Source organism: Streptomyces sp. NPDC093252 (assembly GCF_040683675.1).
GTDB lineage: Bacteria > Actinomycetota > Actinomycetes > Streptomycetales > Streptomycetaceae > Streptomyces.
The window spans coordinates 67,436-87,147 of sequence record NZ_JBFBEM010000010.1 but is presented as its reverse complement, the minus strand read 5'-3'; the positions used below and the strand labels follow the sequence as shown (position 1 = coordinate 87,147).

The 19,712-nt window shown below is 70.6% G+C and carries 15 protein-coding genes; 10 read left to right on the top strand and 5 right to left on the bottom strand.

From position 1 onward, the window contains the following. Window positions 1-80 precede the first annotated feature (80 nt). From AB0O01_RS21790 to AB0O01_RS21765, 6 genes are all read left to right on the top strand, one after another. Window positions 81-1,292: a pyridoxal phosphate-dependent aminotransferase gene (locus AB0O01_RS21790; protein ID WP_365315609.1), complete on the top strand. Its 1,212-nt coding sequence runs from the start codon at window positions 81-83 to the stop codon at window positions 1,290-1,292. A 96-nt stretch (window positions 1,293-1,388) separates the two neighbouring features. Further along, a complete protein-coding gene (locus AB0O01_RS21785; protein WP_365315607.1) occupies window positions 1,389-1,814 on the top strand; it encodes a hypothetical protein in 426 nt (141 codons plus the stop codon). Window positions 1,815-2,053: 239 nt separating this feature from the next. Next, window positions 2,054-3,124, top strand: coding sequence for a hypothetical protein (locus tag AB0O01_RS21780; RefSeq protein ID WP_365315606.1), 1,071 nt, complete (start codon window positions 2,054-2,056; stop codon window positions 3,122-3,124). Between the two features lie 14 nt (window positions 3,125-3,138). Continuing rightward, window positions 3,139-4,383 carry a toxic anion resistance protein gene (locus AB0O01_RS21775; protein WP_365315604.1) on the top strand — a complete coding sequence of 415 codons (1,245 nt, stop codon included), beginning with the start codon at window positions 3,139-3,141 and terminating at the stop codon, window positions 4,381-4,383. After that, entirely contained in the window at window positions 4,383-5,927 is a 1,545-nt protein-coding gene (locus tag AB0O01_RS21770) for a substrate-binding and VWA domain-containing protein (protein WP_365315602.1), read from the top strand. Before AB0O01_RS21775 ends, AB0O01_RS21770 begins: the two co-directional genes overlap by 1 nt. Continuing rightward, window positions 5,914-6,528, top strand: a complete 615-nt coding sequence (locus tag AB0O01_RS21765) for a hypothetical protein (RefSeq protein WP_365315601.1) — start codon at window positions 5,914-5,916, stop codon at window positions 6,526-6,528. The genes AB0O01_RS21770 and AB0O01_RS21765 overlap by 14 nt, the downstream gene beginning before the upstream one ends. A 300-nt stretch (window positions 6,529-6,828) precedes the next feature. On the opposite strand, the gene AB0O01_RS21760 is transcribed toward AB0O01_RS21765, so the two are convergent. After that, complete coding sequence (locus AB0O01_RS21760; protein ID WP_365315599.1) at window positions 6,829-8,652, bottom strand: phosphoenolpyruvate carboxykinase (GTP); 1,824 nt, start codon at window positions 8,650-8,652, stop codon at window positions 6,829-6,831. 296 nt (window positions 8,653-8,948) lie between these two features. On the opposite strand from AB0O01_RS21760, the gene AB0O01_RS21755 reads away from it, so the two are divergent. The 4 genes from AB0O01_RS21755 to AB0O01_RS21740 all read left to right on the top strand — a co-directional run bounded on the left by AB0O01_RS21755 (window position 8,949) and on the right by AB0O01_RS21740 (window position 12,754). Continuing rightward, window positions 8,949-9,665: a hemolysin III family protein gene (locus AB0O01_RS21755; RefSeq protein WP_365315597.1), complete on the top strand. Its 717-nt coding sequence runs from the start codon at window positions 8,949-8,951 to the stop codon at window positions 9,663-9,665. A 116-nt stretch (window positions 9,666-9,781) separates the two neighbouring features. Then, the gene (locus tag AB0O01_RS21750; RefSeq protein WP_365315595.1) at window positions 9,782-11,347 is read left to right on the top strand and encodes an MFS transporter; all 1,566 of its coding nucleotides are present in this window, start codon (window positions 9,782-9,784) and stop codon (window positions 11,345-11,347) included. Then, entirely contained in the window at window positions 11,344-11,985 is a 642-nt protein-coding gene (locus AB0O01_RS21745; RefSeq protein WP_365315594.1) for a TetR family transcriptional regulator, read from the top strand. The genes AB0O01_RS21750 and AB0O01_RS21745 overlap by 4 nt, the downstream gene beginning before the upstream one ends. Before the next feature lie 43 nt (window positions 11,986-12,028). Then, entirely contained in the window at window positions 12,029-12,754 is a 726-nt protein-coding gene (locus AB0O01_RS21740) for a Mut7-C RNAse domain-containing protein (protein ID WP_365315956.1), read from the top strand. Window positions 12,755-12,914: 160 nt separating this feature from the next. On the opposite strand, the gene AB0O01_RS21735 is transcribed toward AB0O01_RS21740, so the two are convergent. From AB0O01_RS21735 to AB0O01_RS21720, 4 genes are read right to left on the bottom strand one after another with little or no spacing between them, the layout of a single operon-like run. After that, window positions 12,915-15,359, bottom strand: a complete 2,445-nt coding sequence (locus tag AB0O01_RS21735) for a galactose oxidase-like domain-containing protein (protein WP_365315593.1) — start codon at window positions 15,357-15,359, stop codon at window positions 12,915-12,917. Then, the gene (locus AB0O01_RS21730; RefSeq protein ID WP_365315591.1) at window positions 15,356-16,603 is read right to left on the bottom strand and encodes a glycosyltransferase family 2 protein; all 1,248 of its coding nucleotides are present in this window, start codon (window positions 16,601-16,603) and stop codon (window positions 15,356-15,358) included. Before AB0O01_RS21730 ends, AB0O01_RS21735 begins: the two co-directional genes overlap by 4 nt. Beyond that, the gene (locus AB0O01_RS21725; protein ID WP_365315589.1) at window positions 16,600-18,252 is read right to left on the bottom strand and encodes a phospholipid carrier-dependent glycosyltransferase; all 1,653 of its coding nucleotides are present in this window, start codon (window positions 18,250-18,252) and stop codon (window positions 16,600-16,602) included. The genes AB0O01_RS21730 and AB0O01_RS21725 overlap by 4 nt, the downstream gene beginning before the upstream one ends. Continuing rightward, a complete protein-coding gene (locus AB0O01_RS21720) occupies window positions 18,249-19,553 on the bottom strand; it encodes a glycosyltransferase (RefSeq protein ID WP_365315587.1) in 1,305 nt (434 codons plus the stop codon). Before AB0O01_RS21720 ends, AB0O01_RS21725 begins: the two co-directional genes overlap by 4 nt. Window positions 19,554-19,712: the final 159 nt, after the last annotated feature.

Here is a 19,712-nt window from a genome sequence, read left to right as displayed (position 1 = left end):
GCGCAAGGGGCGACCCGTCCGTGTCTCATGTGGCGGAAAGCACCACGCGGGCCCCGCTACCCGGTCGTAAGCTCCTTGACATGCAGGTGATCCAGTCGACCAAGCTCGCCAACGTCTGTTACGAGATCCGGGGCCCGGTTCTTGAGGAGGCGATGCGGCTGGAGGCGGCCGGTCACCGCATCCTCAAGCTGAACACCGGCAACCCGGCCGCGTTCGGCTTCGAGTGCCCCCCGGAGATCCTGGAGGACGTCCTCCGCAATGTCTCCACGGCCCATGGCTACGGCGACGCCAAGGGGCTCCTCGCCGCCCGCCGCGCGGTCGTCATGCACAACCAGACCCTCGGCATCGAGACCGACGTCGAGCACGTCTTCATCGGCAACGGGGTCTCCGAGCTGATCACCATGGCGATGCAGGGCCTGCTGGACGACGGCGACGAGGTCCTCGTCCCCGCGCCCGACTACCCCCTGTGGACCGCCGCCGTCGCCCTGTCCGGCGGCACCGCCGTGCACTACCGCTGCGACGAGCAGTCCGACTGGATGCCCGATCTCACCGACATCGAGCGGAAGATCACCGACCGCACCAAGGCCCTCGTCATCATCAACCCCAACAATCCCACGGGGGCCGTCTACGACGAGGAGACGCTGCGCGGGCTGACCGACCTCGCCCGCCGCCACAACCTCCTGGTCTGCTCCGACGAGATCTACGACAAGATCCTCTACGACAGTGCCGTGCACACCCCGACCGCCGCCGTCGCCCCCGATCTGCTGACCCTCACCTTCAACGGGATGTCCAAGGCGTATCGGGTGGCCGGGTACCGGGTCGGCTGGATGTCGGTCTCCGGCCCGCGCGCCCACGCCCAGTCGTACATCGAGGGCCTGACGATCCTGGCCAATATGCGGCTCTGCGCCAATATGCCGGGCCAGCACGGGGTGGCCGCCGCGCTCAGCGGACGCCAGTCCATCGCCGACCTGGTGCTGCCGGGCGGGCGGCTCAAGGAACAGCTCGATGTCGCCTACGAGGCCCTCACCCAGATCCCCGGGGTGACCTGCGTCCGCCCCAAGGGGGCGCTGTACCTCTTCCCGAGGCTCGACCCCAAGGTGTTCCGGATCAAGGACGACCGGCAGATGGTGCTGGATCTGCTGCGCCGCGAGAAGATCATGGTCGTCCACGGCACCGGCTTCAACTGGCCCGAACCCGATCACTTCCGGGTGGTGACCCTGCCCGCCGCGGCGGATCTGAAGGACGCGGTCACCCGGATCGGGAACTTCCTGGACGGGTACGGGCAGCTCTGATCCCTTCGGTGACCGCTTCGGCGATCCCTTCGACGGGGCCTTGTTTAGACTCAATCCAAGGTAGGATGGTTTCTGTCAGAGCACAGGAGGCCATCCATGTACGAACCGATCCGCACCAAGTCGGTCCACAGCACGGTGGCCGGCGCCCCCACCTCCGACTTCCCCCACCGGTCCCGTGAGGAAGAGCTGGACATCCAGCTCGCGGGCCATCTCGCGGCACTGCTCGCCGTCACCGACGAGCTGCGCGCGGCGGCCCCGTCCACCGATCTGGACACCGCCGCCGAACGGCTCGCGGAACAGGTGGCGCGGTTGCGGGGCGGGGTCGCGCCGGTCCGCGCGGTTCCCTCCGGGGCGTCCGCCGATCCCTCGGTACTGCACTCCCGGGCGCACGCCCTCGCCGGGCGGGCGCTGGTCGTCGCCGCGTCGCGGGCGGACACGGGGGTGGTGGTTCTGGTGGCGGGGCGGATGGATGTGCACGCCGCGAGCATCGCTGCCGCTCGGGAACCGAGTCTCGCCGGGTAACCCCGGCGGGGGTCGCTTGAACGGCCCCGGTCCGCGTGCGCCCGCAGAGACGCGCGGACCGGGTGCCACTTTTTTGTTTGTGGGGCGGGTGCGGGCCGGTGGGGGCTGGTCGCGCAGTTCCCCGCGCCCCTAAAGGCGGGCACCCTCTGTTGAAGTCGTGACGATCCGGGACCGGTACGTCACCTCTCGTTCACCCCGTGAAATGGGGAACGTTGGGTTCCGGGTGCACGCTCCGTCAGGTGAGACGAATCACTGGAACAGTCCTCGCGGTACTGCTGATCGGCGGCGTGGTGGCCGCCGTTCTCGCGGGCCGGACGGAGGACGACGGCACGGCAACGAAGACCGTGCAGGCCGTCATCGGGTCGGAGAAGGCCGAGTTCTTCGCCGATCAGCAGGTCGTGGAGGCACTGGCGGCCCAGGGGTACGCGGTCGAGGCCGAGCCCTCCGGGTCCTGGGCCATGGACGGGCTGGACCTCAAGGGGTACGCGTTCGCCTTCCCCTCCAGCCAGGCGCCCGCCGACGAACTGGCCGCGAAGCTGAATGTGCAGCAGCCGCTGCCCCGCCCCTTCTACTCGCCGCTGGTCGTCGTCGCCCACCAGAACGCCGCCGACGTGCTGGAGCGGAGCGGCCTCGCCACCGTCGACGCGCACCGGGGCACACTGCGGATGGGCGCCTTCCTGGCGGCGGCCGAGGACGACGAGCGGTGGCAGGACCTCAAGGGCGCCGACGCGTACGGGGAGCTGACCGGCACCCTGTCCATCGCCACCACCGACCCCGAGACCTCCAACTCCGGCGCCCTCTACCTCGCGGCCACCTCCTATGTCGCCAATGACGGACGGGTCGTGGCCTCCGACGCCGATGTCGACCGCACCGCGCCCCTGCTGCGCAAGCTGGTCAGTGTGCAGGGCGCCCAGCAGTCCAGTTCCGACGCCGCCTTCCGGGACTTCGTCAGCGGCGCCGGGAACCCGCTGGTGTGGGTCTACGAGTCGCAGGTCGCCGCGCTGCTGACGGCCGGTCAGGGCATCGACGACCTGGTCGTGCTCTACCCGGACACCACCGTCAACAGCGACCACACCGTCGTCCCGCTGACCGACGACGGGCGGCGGATCGGCGAGTTGCTCAGCACCGATCCGGTGCTGCGGAAGCTGGCGGTCGAGCACGGGTTCCGGCCGCAGGGCGCGGCCCCCGAGTTCATCGAGGCCACCACGGACCGCACCGACTATCTCAACCAGAAGCTGACCGGCGTCCGGCAGGCGCCCGTGCCCACCTCCGCGGTGCTGCGCGAGATGGCCCGCCGGGCGCGCGGATGAGGGGGACAGTGAGCATGAACGACATCCACGGCACCGGCGGGTTCGACGGCTTCCTCGGGGCCAGCACCAGCCAGAACAGCAGTCGCAGCAGCGAGGAGACCTTCACCCTCACCCCGCCCGAGCCGGTGGCCGCGGTGCCCCGGGAGAAGGCGGGCGGGCTGGTCCCGGTGGAAGAGGGCGTCCGCGTGGAGATGGCCCGCAAGGCCGCCGACTATGTGGCGGGGCTCGCGGCGCTCGACGCCCGCTCCCCCGAGTTCGCCGGCAAGGTCGGTGAGATCACCGCGCTGGGCGCCGGGGAGATGCGGGCCGCCGCCGCCCAGTCCAACCGGATGCTGGAGCGGACGGTGCGTTCCCTGCCCGGCAAGGGCGGGGACCCGTCGGCGAAGGTGGCCGGGTCGCTGGTCGAGCTGCGCCGGGTGGTGGAGGATCTCGACCCGCGCGATCTGCCCGCCGCCAAGGGCCGCAGGTTCCTGTCCCGGCTGCCGGGCGGCAACAAGCTGCGCGACCATCTCGCCAAGTACGCCTCCGCGCAGTCCACCCTCAACCGGATCGTCGGCTCGCTGCGCGGCGGGCAGGACGAACTGCGCCGTGACAACGCCGCGTTGCAGACCGAGCGGGTCCGGCTCTGGGAGACCATGGGCAAGCTCCAGGAGTACGTGGTGCTGACCGAGGCGCTGGACACCGCCGTCGCCGCGCACATCACGGGCGTGGAGGGCACCGGCGAGCCCCAGGCCGCCGACTCGCTCCGCGCCGACGTCCTCTTCCCGGTCCGGCAGAAGCACCAGGATCTGCTGACCCAGCTCGCGGTCTGCGCCCAGGGCTATCTGGCCATGGATGTCGTCCGCCGCAACAACGACGAGCTGATCAAGGGCGTCGACCGGGCCGCCACCACCACCGTCTCCGCGCTGCGGATCTCGGTGATGCTGGCGTCCGCGCTGGACCATCAGAAGAAGGTCGTCGAGCAGGTCAACGCCCTGCGCGGGACGACGGAGGATCTGATCCGGGCCAACGCCGAGATGCTGTCCACGCAGAGCGGCGAGATCCAGCGGATCGCGGCGGACCCGGCGGTCGGCGCCGAGACCCTGCGCGCCGCGTTCCAGCAGATCTACCGCACGCTCGACGCCATCGACTCCTACAAGGTGCAGGCCACCGAGGTCATGGCGAACACCGTCGAGTCCCTCACCGCCGAACTCCAGCACGCCGGGGCCTATCTGGAGCGCAGCCGCTCCCGGGGCGCGCTCGACGGAGGGGACCGCTGATGGGACGCCGCCGCCGTATCGCCGCCGCCCTCGCCGGGCTCGCCCTGCTCACCGGCTGCTCGGTGACCGACACCTCCGACCCGACGCCCGAGCCGACCTACGAGGAGGGCACCCTGCGCGTCCTCGCCTCCAGCGAGCTGAGCGACATGACCCCGGTCCTCGATCTGATCCGCCGGGACACCGGCATCACCGTCAAGCCCACCTACATGGGCACCCTCGACGCGGTCGACCTGATCGCCGGGGGCAGGGCCGACACCGCCTACGACGCCGTCTGGCTGGCCTCCAACGACTCGCTGCGGCTGCGGCCCGAGGCGGCGGAGAGGATCGTCTCGGAGACCTCGGTGATGTCCAGCCCGGTCGCCATCGGCGTCCGGTCCGACACCGTCCGCACACTGGGCTGGGACCCGGCCGACGTGACCTGGACGCAGATCGAGGAGGCGGTCCGGGACAGCGGACTGACCTACGGCATGACCGACCCGGCCCGCTCCCACTCCGGCTTCGCCACCCTGGTCTCGGTCGCCTCGGCGCTCTCCGGCGCGCAGTCCGCGCTCACCGACGCCGATGTGGCGAAGGCGGCGCCCCGCCTGAAGGAGTTCTTCCGGGGCCAGAAGCTGACCTCCGGCTCCTCGGGCTGGCTGGCCGAGGCGTACGACCGGCGCGGCACCGTCGACGCCCTGCTGAACTACGAGTCCGTCCTCACCGGCCTGCCCGGCCTCACCGTCATCCGCCCGGCCGACGGCGTCCTCACCGCCGACTACCCGCTCTCCTCCCTCGCCGCCTCCCCGAAGTCGGCCCGCGACGACGTCCGCCGCCTCACCGAGGCCCTGCGCACCCCGGAGATCCAGCGCGAGATCACCGAGCGCACCCACCGCCGCCCGGTCGTCCCCGCCGTCTCCCCCGCCCCCGGCCTGGACACGGACCGCCGCCGCGAACTCCCCTTCCCCGGCACCCGCTCCGTGGCCGACGGCCTCCTCGACTCCTACGAGAACGAACTGCGCCGCCCCTCACGGACGGTCTACGTCCTCGACACCTCCGGCTCCATGCAGGGCGACCGCCTCGACCGCCTCAAGAGCGCCCTCACCGCCCTGACCGGCGATTTCCGCGAGCGCGAGGAGGTCACCCTGATGCCCTTCGGGTCGGCGGTGAAGAGCGTGCGCACCCATGTCCTGGACCCGGCCGACCCCGACGCGGGCCGCGAGGCCATCCGCCGGGACGCCGAGGCCCTGGCGGCCGAGGGCGACACCGCGATCTACACCTCCCTGGAGAAGGCGTACGACCATCTGAGCACCGACCGGGACACCTTCACCTCGATCGTGCTGATGACGGACGGCGAGAACACCGCGGGCGCCGCCGCCGACGACTTCGACGGCTTCTACGCCGGGCTCGACACCACCGCCCGGCAGACCCCCGTCTTCCCCATCCTCTTCGGCGACTCCTCCCGCGAGGAGCTGGAGCACATCGCCGACCTGACCGGCGGCCGTCTCTTCGACGCCCAGCAGGGCTCCCTGGACGGCGCCTTCGAGGAGATCCGTGGCTACCAATAGGCTCGTCGGCCGTCTGGGGACCTACCTGGAGTCCCGCAAGAACATCACCGGCAGCGTCTGCGGTCTGCTCGGCCTGGTCCTCACCTTCACCGGGGTCGCGGGCCCGTACTGGCCGGTCGTCGTCCTCGGCCTCTACGGCGCGGGCGCCCTGATCGCCCCACCGCAGCGCCCCGCGCTCCCCGACTTCCCCGACCCCTCGGCCCAACTGACCGAGATCCGCGCCGACTTCACCAAACTCCAGGACTACCTCTCCGACGTGGACCTCCCCCCGGCCACCGCGACCCGCCTGCGCACCCTGACCGACCTCCTGGACGCCCTCCTGGACCCGGGCTGGGTCGCCGAGATCCTCGCCGGTGACCCCGAGGGCGTGCACACCGTCTCCCGTGCGGTCCGCCAGGACATCCCGGAAGCGGTGGACACCTTCGTCCGCACCCGCTGGTGGCACCGCATGACCCCGGGCCAGGACCCCCCGGAACACCACCTGGAACGCCAACTGACCGTCCTCAACGAGGAGGCCCAACGACTGGCGACAGCGTTGAGAGAAACGGAGGCAAGACGCCAGGAGTCGCATACGCGCTACTTGGAGGACCGCTCACAGTAAGGCAGATAGGTCTTCAGCAGCACGGGGACTGTTGGGAACGCGGGGACTGCATCGGCTTTTAGGGGCGCGGGGAACTGCGCGAAGAGCGACCACAACCCCGCACCCGGCCCGCAACCCCACCCCCAACGGCGAGAGCCCGCCCCTCCCCTCCGTCGGGGCGGACGGAGAGAAAAGGACGGGCTCACAGAACCACGCACGACACTGGGCGCGGCCCCGCCGAAAAATCCGCGGCCGGCCGTGACGATAACGCTGGTCAGGGCACTGTCGGTTCGCAGCCGACCGCGGAGCCAAAGGGGACCGTTACCCCAGTCGGGCGACCAGCGCCCGGTACTCGTCCCACAGCTCCTTCGGCGTGTGATCGCCGAAGGTGTTCAGGTGCTCGGGAACCAGCGCCGCCTCCTCGCGCCAGATCTCCTTGTCGACGGTGAGCAGGTACTCCAGGTCCTCGGCCGCGAGGTCCAGCCCGTCCGTGTCCAGCGCGGCAGCGGTCGGCAGGACGCCGATCGGGGTCTCGACGCCCTCGGCCCGGCCGTCCAGCCGCTCCACGATCCACTTCAGGACGCGCGCGTTCTCGCCGAAGCCGGGCCAGACGAACTCGCCCTCGTCGTTCTTGCGGAACCAGTTGACGTAGTAGATCTTCGGGAGCTTCGAGGCGTCCTTGTCCTTGGCGACATCGACCCAGTGGCCCATGTAGTCGCCCATGTTGTAGCCGCAGAAGGGCAGCATGGCGAACGGGTCGCGGCGCAGTTCGCCGACCTTGCCCTCGGCCGCGGCGGTCTTCTCGGAGGCCACGTTCGCGCCGAGGAAGACGCCGTGGTTCCAGTCGAAGGACTCGGTGACCAGGGGGACGGCGGTGGCGCGCCGCCCGCCGAAGAGGATCGCGGAGATCGGGACGCCCCGGGGGTCCTCCCACTCGGGCGCGATGATCGGGCACTGGGACGCCGGGACGGTGAAGCGGGCGTTGGGGTGGGCGGCCGGGGCGTCGGAGGACGGCGTCCAGTCGTTGCCCTTCCAGTCGGTGAGGTGGGCCGGGGTCTCCTCGGTCATGCCCTCCCACCAGATGTCGTTGTCGTCGGTGAGGGCGACATTGGTGAAGACGGAGTTGCCCCAGAGGGTCTTCATGGCGTTGGCGTTGGTGTGCTCGCCGGTGCCGGGGGCGACGCCGAAGAAACCGGCCTCGGGGTTGATGGCGTAGAGGCGGCCGTCCTCGCCGAAGCGCATCCAGGCGATGTCGTCGCCGATGGTCTCCACGGTCCAGTGGGAGATGGTCGGCTCCAGCATGGCGAGGTTGGTCTTGCCGCAGGCGGAGGGGAAGGCGGCGGCGACGTACTTCGGGGCGCCGGTGGGCGGGGTGAGCTTGAGGATCAGCATGTGCTCGGCGAGCCAGCCCTCGTCGCGGGCCATGACGGAGGCGATCCGCAGGGCGTAGCACTTCTTGCCGAGCAGGGCGTTGCCGCCGTAGCCGGAGCCGTAGGACCAGATCTCGCGGGTCTCGGGGAAGTGGGAGATGTACTTGGTGGAGTTGCAGGGCCAGGGGACATCGGCCTGGCCCGGGGCCAGGGGGGCGCCGAGGGTGTGCACGGCCTTCACGAAGAAGCCCTCGGAGCCCAGCTCGTCCAGGACCGGCTGGCCCATGCGGGTCATGGTGCGCATGGCGACGGCGACGTACGCCGAGTCGGTGATCTCGACCCCGATGGCGGACAGCGGTGAGCCGAGGGGGCCCATGCAGAAGGGGACGACGTACATCGTCCGGCCGCGCATGGAGCCGCGGAACAGGCCCTGGTCCCCACGGAAGATCTCCCGCATCTCGGCGGGGGCCTTCCAGTGGTTGGTGGGGCCTGCGTCCTCCTCCTTCTCGGAGCAGATGAAGGTGCGGTCCTCGACGCGGGCGACATCGGTGGGGTCGGAGGCCGCGTAGTAGGAGTTGGGGCGCTTGATCGGGTCGAGCCTGCGGAAGGTGCCCTTGTCGACCAGTTCCTCGCAGAGGCGGTCGTACTCCGCCTCGGATCCGTCACACCAGACGACGCTGTCCGGTTCGGTCAGTTCGGCGATCTCGTTGACCCACGAGATCAGTTCCTGGTGTCGGGTCGGGATGACGGGGGGAGCCGCGATATCGCGCGCCACGATCGCTCCTTGTTGAGGGTTTCTGTCTGTTCTGCCCCGTGGGGGCTGCGGCCCGGATGCTTCGCAGCTAGCTGCACTCGTGCTGCACTTGGCGCTCATCCGGTGCCGACCGCACTCATCTGATCATGCGAGCTGCATGCCCATCTGTCCAGAGGACCGCACACCTGAGCGGCGTGAGGAATCACACGTCACCCTGTGTTTCCAACCGTCCCTTTGCGTACACGTTGAGTTCGCATGACCGGCCCTTGGGGGACTCGCTGACCCACGGCTTACCGTGGCGTCGCTACCATCGGCGCATGACTGCGCCTGCCTCCGACGCGCCGAAGGACACGACGACGGTCGCCGATCGCGTCTCCGCCGCCCTCTCCCTTCCGCATCCGGTCAAGCCGAAGCTGCGCGGCTGGCTGCATCTGGCGATGTTCCCGGCGGTGATCGTGGCGGGGCTGGCGCTCACCGCGCTGGCGGAATCCCCGCGCGCCCGGCTGGCCTGCGCGATCTACGCCCTGACGGCCTGTCTGCTGTTCGGGGTGAGCGCGCTCTACCACCGGGGCGACTGGAGCCCGCGCATGGACGGCATCCTCCGCCGTCTGGACCATTCGAACATCTTTCTGATCATCGCGGGCACCTACACCCCGCTCACCATGCTGCTCCTGCCGGAGGCCAAGGGGCAGTGGCTGCTCTGGGGCATCTGGGTGGCGGCGCTGGCCGGGATCGCCTTCCGGGTCTTCTGGGTCGGCGCCCCGCGCTGGCTCTACACCCCCTGCTACGTCGCGATGGGCTGGGCGGCCGTCTTCTTCCTCCCGGACTTCCTGCGCACGGGCGGGATCGCGGTCCTGGTCCTGGTCGTCGTCGGCGGTCTGCTGTACAGCGCGGGCGGTGTGATCTACGGCATGAAGCGCCCGAATCCGTCACCGCGCTGGTTCGGCTTCCACGAGGTGTTCCACTCCTTCACCCTGGCGGCGTTCGTCGTGCACTACGTGGGGATCTCCCTGGTGGCGTACCAGCACGCGTAGCCCCCTCCCCGCCCCCTCCCATCGGGCCACGGCTCCTCACGAGCCGTGGCCCTTTCTTGTCGATCCGTTCATCCCCTCGTTGACAGTAACTTGATTTTGAGAGTAACTGTCATTTCATGGCTACTGTCACTCCCTCTCAGGACACCCCTCCCGATCGCCGGCGCTGGTGGGCGCTGGCCGCGCTGGTCACGAGCATGCTGACGCTCGGCTTCGATATGACGATCCTCAATGTCGCCCTGCCGACCATGGCCTCCGACCTCGACGCGACCACCGGCCAGCAGCAGTGGATGGCGGACGCGTACGTCGTCGTCTTCGCGGCGCTGATGCTGCCCGCCGGGCTGCTCGGCGACCGGTTCGGGCGGCGCCGGATGCTGATCACCGGGCTCGCGATCTTCCTGGCCGGATCGGTGGTGGGCACCCTGGCCCCCGATGTGACCTGGGTGATCGTCGGCCGCGCGGTGATGGGCATGGGCGGCGCGCTGGTGATGCCGCTGGCGCTGTCCGTGCTGCCGTCGCTGTTCAGCGGGGCCGAGCGGACCCGGGCCGTCGCCATCAACTCGGCCGCCGCCGCGCTCGGCATGCCGCTCGGCCCGATCATCGGCGGCTGGCTGCTGAACCACTTCTGGTGGGGCTCGGTCTTCCTGATCAACGTCCCGATGGTCGCCCTCACCATCGCCGCCTGCGTCTTCCTGCTGCCCGAGACCCGCGACCCCGCCTCCCCCCGGGTCGACCTCGTCTCCACCGCGCTCACCGCGCTGGGCCTGGGCGCGCTGATCTACGCCATCATCGAGGCGCCCGTGAAGGGCTGGGGCGACACGCTGGTGCTCGGGCCGCTCGCGGGGGCGCTGGTGCTGCTCACCCTGCTGGTGCTGCGCGAGCGCAAGGCCGTCCGGCCCATGCTCGATCTGACCCTGCTCACCCGGCGCGGCTTCCTGCTGAACGCGCTCGCCGCGACCCTGGTCACCTTCATCCTCTCCGGCCTGCTGTTCGTCCTCCCGCAGTACCTCCAGACCGTCCTCGGCAACGACGCCTTCGGCACCGGGCTGCGGCTGCTGCCGATGGGCGCCGGGCTGATCGTCGCCGCGCGGGCCGCGCAGCCGCTCACCACCCGGTTCGGGCCGCGCGCGGTGGTCACGGCGGGGCTGGTGGTGCTGGCGTTCGCCGCGCTGCTCGGCACCCGCACCACCATCGGCTCCGGCTACGGCTTCACCGCGCTGTGGCTGACCATCGCCGGGCTCGGCTTCGGCCTCTCCATCGTCCCGGCGATGGACGGGGCCATCGGGCGCCTCCCGCGCGACCGGGCCGGCAGCGGCGCGGGGCTCCTGATGACCCTGCGCCAGGTCGGCGGCGCGATCGGTATCGCCGCCCTGGGCAGCCTCCTCGCCACCGCCTTCCGGGACCGGCTGGACGTCTCCGCGCTGACCGGGTCCGCCGCGGACACCGCGCGGGAGTCGGTGGTCGCCGCCCATCTGACCGCCGAGCGCTCCGGCGTCCCCGCCCTGACCGGCTCCGCCGACGCGGCCTACGTCCACGGCATGGTCCTGGTGCTGCTGGTGTGCGGGATCGCGGCCCTCGTCACGGCCCTGCTGACGGCGGCCCTGCTGCCCGGCGCTCCGGAAGCGGAACCCGCCGGGGACGACATCCCGGCCATGGCCGCGGTCCCGGCGGATGCCCGACAATGACCCCTATGACGGCCGCACAGACCACCTCCCCCGCCGACCGCCCCCCGCTGGGACTCCGTGAACGGAAGAAGATCAAGACCCGGACGGCGATCCGCACGGCGACCTACGAACTGGTCGGGGAGCAGGGCTACGACGCCACCACGATCGAGCAGATCGCGGACCGGGCGGAGGTGTCCCCGTCGACCGTCTTCCGCTACTTCCCGACCAAGGAGGACATCGTCCTCACGGACGAGTACGACCCGCTGATGCTGGACGATCTGCGGCGGCGGCCCGCGGACGAGCCGCTGGTGGAGTCGCTGCGGTTCCTGGTGCGGCGGGCGGTCACCCTGGGGCTCGCGGAGAGCCCCGAACTGGTCCGGCTGCGGATGCGGCTGATGCTGGAGGTACCGGCGGTGCGGTCGCGGGCCGTGGAGAGCATGTCCGCCACGGGCGGGGTGCTGTGCCGGGCCATCGGCGAGCGCACCGGCCGCGACCCCGGCTCCCTGGAGGTCCGGATCTGGGCGATGGCCCTGGTCGGCGGGATGATGGAGGCGTCCCTGTACTGGGCCGAGAACGGCTGCCGCGAGGACCTCCCGGCGCTCTTCGACCGGGCCGTGGACATCCTGGCCCAGGGTCCCGCGCCGCGCGAAAACCCCTGAGGCGCTACGCCGTCCGCGTGCCATCCTGACGGGTGTGACGGATGTGAACGGACCCGAGATCCTGGTCGAAGTCGCCCCCGGGCTGGCCCTGTTCGTGCCGCATGCCCGGCGCTCGGGGGTGAGCGCGCTCGCCGTGGACGGGGTGTCCACGCTGGGCCATGTCATCGAGTCGCTGGGCGTGCCGCTCACCGAGGTGGGCGCGCTGGTGGTGGACGGGCGGGAGGTGCCGGTGGGGCATGTTCCGGCGGACGGCGAGCGGGTGGACGTCCGGCCGGTGGCGCGTCCGCAGCGGGTGCCGGGCGCTCCGCTGCGGTTTCTGCTGGACGTCCATCTGGGGACGCTGGCGCGGCGGCTGCGGCTGCTCGGGGTGGACGCGGCGTACTCGTCGGCGGACCCGGGGGATCCCGCGCTGGCCGCGCGGTCGGCGGCGGAGCGGCGGGTGCTGCTGAGCCGGGACCGGGGGTTGCTGCGGCGGCGGGAGCTGTGGGCGGGGGCGTTCGTGTACAGCACGCGGCCCGAGGAACAGCTCGACGACATCCTCGACCGGTTCGCTCCCGAACTGCGCCCGTGGTCGCGCTGCACGGCGTGCAACGGCCCGCTCCGGGCGGCGACGAAGGGGGAGGTGGCGGGGCAGTTGAAGGGTGGGACCGAGCGGTCCTATGAGGTGTTCGCCCGGTGTGAGGAGTGTGGGCGGGCGTATTGGAAGGGGGCGCATCATGATCAGTTGAGGGCGATTGTGGAGAGGGCTGTGAAGGGGCGGTCTCGGTAGGGGGCGGGTGCGGGTGCGTCGTGGCTGATCGCGCAGTTCCCCGCGCCCCTGACGGGGGTGCGGTCGGTGGTCTGGTGCGGGTGGGTGGGGGCGGTTGCGCAGTTCCCCGCGCCCCTGAAAGCAGGGTGCTGTCCCCGCCCACCCGCAATCGTGCCTCTGTCTACCTGCGCCGCACATCCCCCTTCCCGCAGGCCACCCCGTCGCGGTTCGGGTCCAGGCGGAGGGGGTCGTCCTTGCCGTTGAGTTTCAGGCGGCCGTAGTCGTTGGCGGCCAGCCACGCGCAGCGGGCCTTCGTGGTGGTCTTCACGTCCGCCGGGAAGGCTGTCGGGACGCAGACGTTGGCGGAGCCGTAGTGGCGGTCGCAGCCGGAGATGGTCGGGGAGACCGGGGCCGAGGCGCGCTTCTTGCCGGGCTTGGTGACCTTGCCGGTCAGGTCGTCGGCGAAGTCGTGGACATGGGCGGACGCGTCGGTCGCGGCGAGGGCCTGCGGGCCCTGGAGGTGGACCCACTTCGCCACCGACGGGACCCCGGCCGCGTCCACCGCGAAGAGCATGTACCAGCCGGGCGGGGCGAGGTTGGGGTTGCTGGTGACGTTGAGGTCGATGTTGTTGCCGTCGACCGTCAGGGGCAGGTCCACGAAGCGCTGGTTGGGGTCGGAGGAGTGGGTGACGGCGGCCGGGCGGATCAGTTCCGCCTTGGCGATGGGCCGGTCCACCGTGATCCGCTGGGTGTCGCCGTAGTTCCACTCGGTGTCGATGACCGAGGTGATGGCGGGGCGGTCGCCGCGCAGCAGGTAGGGCGGGGTGTAGATCGAGACGTTGTGGTTCCAGGTGCCGTTGCCCGGGTTGTCGCCGGTGGTCATCACCCGGCCGTCGGGCAGCAGGAACGCGGAGGAGTGGTAGCCGCGGGCCTCGGGGTCGGCGGCCACGGGGTCGAAGGTGTTGGTCTCGGGGTCGTAGAGGGAGGACTCGAAGACCGGGTTGGCCCGGTTGTGCAGGGCGCCGCCGGTCTCCAGGACCTTGCCGTCGGGCAGCAGGACCGCGGAGAGGTACATCTTGCCCTGGTCGCCGGTCTGCGGGACGGGCCCGGCGCCCATGTCGACGGTGCCCTGCGGGATGGGCGGTCCGGCGACGTACGAGGGGTCAGGGTCCTTCAGGTCGATGACGTCGGTGAGGCGGTTGGCCTCGGGGTTGGAGTCGATGTTGCCGCCGCCGAGGGTGAGGACCTTCTGGTCCTGGGCCGGAGGCAGCAGCACGCTGGCCGACTGGTCGCGCTCGTCCTTGTTCTGGAGGCCGGGGGTCTGGGTGATCGTGTTGGCGTCGTAGTCGTAGATGGCGGAGCCGGTGCCGGGGATGTTGTTGCCGAAGACATGGCTGCCGGAGTAGAAGAGGCGGCCGTCCTGCATCAGGATCATCGACGGGTACAGGCCCCAGTAGGACCAGGTCTGGTTGACCTGCCAGAGCGGCAGCCACTTCTCCTCGGCGGCGGACCAGCGTTCGGCGGAGACGGCCCCGGTGGAGTCCTCCTTCAGGCCGCCGAAGGAGAGCACGTCACCGTTGCCGAGGATCGTCGCCGACGGGTACCAGTGGCCGTCGTTCATGTCGTTGGTCTTGATGTACGTCTCGGTGTCGGGGTCGAAGAGGTACGAGTCCTTGTAGCCCTGGTAGCCGATGGTGCCGTCGGCCGACGGATAGCCCTTGTTGCCGCTCATGATGAGCACCCGGCCGTCCTGGAGCTGGACATGGCCGGCGCAGAACATGTCCTTGGGGGTGGGGATGACCTCGTAGCTGCCGTCGGCGGGGTCGTAGACGGCGGAGGTGAAGGTGCCGGCCTCGAACATCGTCGGGTCGTTGCCGGAGCCCGCGATGAGCAGCACCTTGCCGTTGTGCAGAACGACGGAGTGCATGGAGCGGACCGGGTTCTGCACCGGGAGGACGTCCCAGCGGCCGTTGGCGCACTCCTCGGCGGTGCCGGTGCACTCGGGCTGCGGCATCGGGTCGGCGACCTGCTCCATGGTGTAGTCGTCGGTGGTGGCGGAGCCGGTGCCGTAGACGGAGACGCCCCAGGTGATGCGGTCGGTGCCGGCCGGGATCTCGGGGGTGCGGACGCCCGCCTCGGTCCAAGTGGCGGCCATGTCGAGGGTCTTGAGGTCGGTCCAGTACTGCCAGCCGGCGGTGGTGTCGTGGCGGAAGAGGGTGATGTTGGCGTCGGGGGTGGTCGTCTTGTACCAGAGGGAGAGGTCGTACTGCTTGCCGGCGGTGACGACGGGCGCGCACGCCGCGGACTCGGTGAGCATCGCCTTGCGGTCGCCGTCGGCGCGGCGGGTGAGGGTGACCTTCATCGCGCTGTCGCCGGAGTGGGCGTCGGAGGTGGTCTCGAAGGTGAAGTCGTTGTCGCCCCACCCGGACTTGGACCAGCAGGCGGGCATGTCACCGCCGCCGGGTGTCTCGAAGCCGGGGTTGGTGATGAGGTTGGCGGCGGACGCGGACTGCGGTGAGGTGAGCAGCAGTCCGCCGGTCAGTCCGGCGACGGCGAGCAGCGCGGTGGCGGTTCTGTGGCGCCCCCCGCCGCGTCCGGTACGTCTGGTACGTCCGGTACGTCTCATGCGGCTCTCCCCTCGCTGCTGCTGGTCACACTGGTCTCGTTCACTCGGCTCTCCCTTGCTGTACCGCTCTCTTCCCGGTCGCCCCGTGTTCCCCTGCGGGGCAGATAGACCAGCGCCTCGGTCCCGATGAAGCGCAGGACGAATGTCGTCACCAGCGCGAGCGCGGTGGCGGGCAGTGCCTCCATGTCGAATCGGCCGACCAGCAGCGCGATCAGCGGGATGCGCAGCAGCAGATCGGCGTTGGCGAGCAGGGCGAACCGGCCGAGCCGGTCCCACCAGCGGCGGAAGTGGCGGCGGTCGCGGAACAGCAGCCGCTCGATGAGCAGGAAGTTCCAGGCGACGCCGAACTGATTGGCGACCACCTCGGCGGGCACATAGTGCATCCCCGCGGTGGTCAGGCCCCACAGGCCCAGCAGATTGGGCAGGAAGCCGGTGGCGCCGATCAGCCCGAAGACGGCCATCCGGGCGACCGGGGAGGCGGTGCGCAGTCCGCCGAGATGGCGCAGGAAGCGCAGGCCCTCGCGGGCGGTGGACTTGGACTCCCCGGCGTAGCGGTCCTGGAAGACGAACGGCACCTCGCTGACCCGGCGGGGGCGGCTGCGGACGGCGAGTTCGAGGAGGATCTTGTAGCCGAGGGGCTTGAGGATCTCGGCGGTGACGGCGGAGCGGCGGATGGCGAAGAAGCCGCTCATGGGGTCGCTGATGCCGTGCAGGCGGCGCGGGAAGAGGGATTTGGTGAGCCAGGTGGCGAGACGGGAGACGGCGACCCGGTAGCCGCCCGCGAGTCCGGCGCGGCTGCCGCCCTCGATGTACCGGGAGGCGACGACGAGTCCGGCGCCGGTCCGCTCGCCGGTGGCGACGAGTTCGGGGACCAGGGACGGGGGGTGCTGGCAGTCGCCGTCCATGACGACGATCCAGTCCGACCCGGCGGTTCTGATGCCCTCGACGACCGCGCCGCCGAGTCCTCCGGCGGGTTCGTCGCGGTGCACCACGGTGACCGGGTAGGGGCAGTCGCGGGCGGCGGCCCGGATGACATCGGGGGTGTCGTCGGTGGAGTCGTCCACGAAGACCACCTCGCAGGGCAGTCGCGCGGGCACCGCCTCGGTGATCTGCCGCAGCAACTGCCGTACATTGCCGGATTCGTTGAAGGTCGGGACGACGATGGTGACGGCGCCGGGTTCGGGGACCTCGGCGGTGACCCGGGGGACCCGCGCGGGGTCGCCGAGAACGTGGTCCTGGCTCATCGGGTGCCCCCGGCCGTCGCGTCGGCGGTGATCCGGCGTATCTCGACCCGGTCCTCGCCCTCGCCGAACACGGCGACCGGGGTGGAGTGCTCGATGGCGGCCTTGACGTTGGGCAGGTCGACGGCGTCGCGGCGGACGGTCGGGGAGGCGACCACGTAGTCCAGGTCCCGCCAGCCGTCGGGCATGGTCTCGGTGACGGCGGGGTCCAGGTCGGCCTTGTAGAACCAGATGACGCCGAGGCCGGGTTCGTAGCCCGCGTGCACCAGGTCGAGCCACATCGCGTCGTCCACCAGGACGCGGGTGCGGGCGGGGTCGGGGACCTCGGTGGACATCCAGCGGGAGGCGGCCCGGTAGGGGGCGTTGGCGTCGGTGGTCATGGCGGTGCGGTCGCCCTCGTACCAGCGGGGGACGACATACGCCCCGGCGGCGAGCGCGAGGACCGCGGCGAGGGCGTACCGGCCGTGGGTGACGGCCCGCCTCTCGCCCGGGTTCCGCCGGCGGCGCAGGACGGCGTGGGCGACGGACGCGGTGCCTCCGGCGCAGACCAGGGCGAGGAAGGGCAGCGCCTGGATGATGTACATGGCGGGGAGGTAGCCGCTGGGGCGCAGGGCGACCAGGGCGAGGATGGCGACGGTGAGGCAGGGCCCGGCGAGGGCGCGGGCGGTGACGGACCAGCGCCAGGTCAGCAGGAGCAGCAGCGCGCCCGCGAGGCCGCCGATGAGCAGCACCCGGTCGTAGTACAGCCAGGACTGGAGGACGCCCCAGGAGCCGGTGCCCCGGTCGAGGATGAAGCCGGAGCCGGGGCGGGTCATCTGATAGGTGATGCCGTCCCAGAGCGACACATGTCCGGCACCCGGCAGGAGTTCGCCCTTGAGGAGGGCGAACAGGGGGTAGGAGAAGCCGATCAGGGCGCAGGCGGTGATGGCGCCGGTGACGGCGAACTTGCGGGTGTCGCGGTGGCTGTGCCGCCACATGGTGAGCAGCAGCGCGGGCAGGACGACGAGCATCGTCTCTTTTGTGAGGACGGCGGTGGCGGCGGCGATCCCGGCGGCGAAGTGGTGCCAGAGATGGCGGTTCGGGGAGGCGGCGAGGCAGAACGCCAGCAGGGTCCACATCACGGCGAGGTTGTCGAGGAAGATCTCGCGCTGGAGGACGACGGAGAGCGGGGAGAGCCCGAAGAGGGCCATGGCGAGTCCGGCGGCCCAGCGGGGCAGGGCGAGGCGGCGGGCCAGCACGTAGAGGAGGACCGCGGAGGCGGCGCTGATCAGCAGCATCGCGCCGCGCATGGTGCCGACGGTCATCGACTCGGGGCTGAGCCAGGCCGGTATCCAGGTGAGGACGGCGAGTTGTATCCAGCCGAGCGGGGGGTGGTCGTACCAGTAGGTGTAGTGGGCGAGGCCGCGGCCCTCCTGGACGGCCCACGCCTGGGCGAGATAGGTGCCCTCGTCGTCGCTGAGGGTGGGGTAGTCGGCGATGTTCCAGCCCTGGACGATCATGATGGCGATCAGCAGGGCGCCGCACAGCAGCAGGTCGGGCCGGGACGAGCGGAGCCGCCGGGGCGGGGTGGGGCGGCCGGTGGCCGGGGTCGTCCGGGCAGGCCGGGGCTGCGCGGGGACCGTGGTGGTCACCGCGTCGAGGGTGGAGGTCACGCGGGGACGTCCTCTCGGATGTCTCGGAGGTCTCGGAGGTCTCGGGTGCCGTGGGTGGAGCTGTCCGGGCCGAGATGGGCGCCGACATGGGTGGTCAGCTCCCAGTCATTGCGTCCGCGCTGCTCGCGCCAGACCGCGCGGACCGCGGCCCCGGCGAGGAGCACCTGGTAGAAGGGGCCGCCCACGACGAGCTTGAGGTAGTGGACGAACCGGACGCGCAGTCCGTACTGCTTGCCGAAGTCGTGCAGGCCGACGAGTTCGAAGACAAAGGTGACCAGGGCGGTGACGGCCGGCAGGAAGGTGATGAAGGCGATGCCGACCGGTACGTCGAGGAAGAGCGCGATGGCGATGTTGAGCGGGATGACCAGCCCGGTGAACGCCTGCATGAACGGGGTCATCAGGGTGTAGCGGGCGAGCAGGCGCTGTCCCAGGGTGGGCAGTTGCTTCCAGTCCTTCTTCCGGTACACCTGGAGGAAGCCCTGGTTCCAGCGGGTGCGCTGCTTGAGCAGGGACATCAGCGAGCCCGGGGTCTCCTCGCGGGTGACCATCTCGGAGTCGTAGGCGACGACGACCTTCTTGCCGGTGCTGGAGAGCCGCACCCCGAGGTCGCAGTCCTCGGCGAGGCAGTCCGGGTCCCAGCCGTCGGCCTCCCTCAGCACATCCGTCCGGACGAACACGGTGTTGCCGCCGAGCGGGATGAAACCTTTCTGGGCGTGCAGATGCAGCCGGGAGCGGAACCAGAAGAAGTACTCCAGGCAGTTGCGCAGGCTGTACCAACTGGAGTGGAAGTTGATGAGCTGCACCCCGCCCTGGACGACATCGGCGCCGGTGGTGCGGAAGGCGTGGTCGACATGGGCGAGCAGCTCGGGATGGACCTGGTCCTCGGCGTCGAAGACCCCGACGACATCGCCCCGGCAGTGCGGCAGGGCGGTGTTCATCGCCTTTGGCTTGTTCTTTTTCTCATGGGTGTCGACGACGACCCGTACGCGCGGGTCGCGCTCCTCGGCCGCCCGAGCCACCTCGGTGGTCTCCGGGTCGTCGTGGCCGACGATGACGATGATCTCGTAGTCGGTGTGCGAGGACTCCAGGAGCCGCTGGATGGTGTGGTCGAGCACGGCTTGTTCATGGCGGGCCGGCAGCAGCAGCGAGAACGAGACATGTCCGGTCCCGTCCGGTCTGCCGAACCGGGTGGAGGCCAGCACCTCCGGTGTGCGCCACGCGTGCATCTGCCACCACAGCGTGAACGCGGCCATCCAGAACAGGGCGAGCGAAACCGTCGCGACGAAGACAGACGTCAGCAAGAAAGATCCCCCCAGATCTTCAAATCCCCCCCGGCGCGACGACAGGTCGAAGTCGTTGCGTCACCGTGGAGAGATTAGGGGGGATGTGTGAAGCGCGGGGGCTGTTCCGATAAAAAGCGTGTTTCGGATCGGCGGGTCGGAAGGGGGCGTACCCGAACA

Bases quoted from the DNA above. Each gene is read 5' to 3' on its own strand.
- AB0O01_RS21790 (WP_365315609.1), top strand. From the start codon at position 81: ATGCAGGTGATCCAGTCGACCAAGCTCGCCAACGTCTGTTACGAGATC.
- AB0O01_RS21785 (WP_365315607.1), top strand. From the start codon at position 1,389: ATGTACGAACCGATCCGCACCAAGTCGGTCCACAGCACGGTGGCCGGC.
- AB0O01_RS21775 (WP_365315604.1), top strand. From the start codon at position 3,139: ATGAACGACATCCACGGCACCGGCGGGTTCGACGGCTTCCTCGGGGCC.
- AB0O01_RS21770 (WP_365315602.1), top strand. From the start codon at position 4,383: ATGGGACGCCGCCGCCGTATCGCCGCCGCCCTCGCCGGGCTCGCCCTG.
- AB0O01_RS21755 (WP_365315597.1), top strand. From the start codon at position 8,949: ATGACTGCGCCTGCCTCCGACGCGCCGAAGGACACGACGACGGTCGCC.
- AB0O01_RS21750 (WP_365315595.1), top strand. From the start codon at position 9,782: ATGGCTACTGTCACTCCCTCTCAGGACACCCCTCCCGATCGCCGGCGC.
- AB0O01_RS21745 (WP_365315594.1), top strand. From the start codon at position 11,344: ATGACCCCTATGACGGCCGCACAGACCACCTCCCCCGCCGACCGCCCC.
- AB0O01_RS21735 (WP_365315593.1), bottom strand. From the start codon at position 15,359: ATGAGACGTACCGGACGTACCAGACGTACCGGACGCGGCGGGGGGCGC.
- AB0O01_RS21730 (WP_365315591.1), bottom strand. From the start codon at position 16,603: ATGAGCCAGGACCACGTTCTCGGCGACCCCGCGCGGGTCCCCCGGGTC.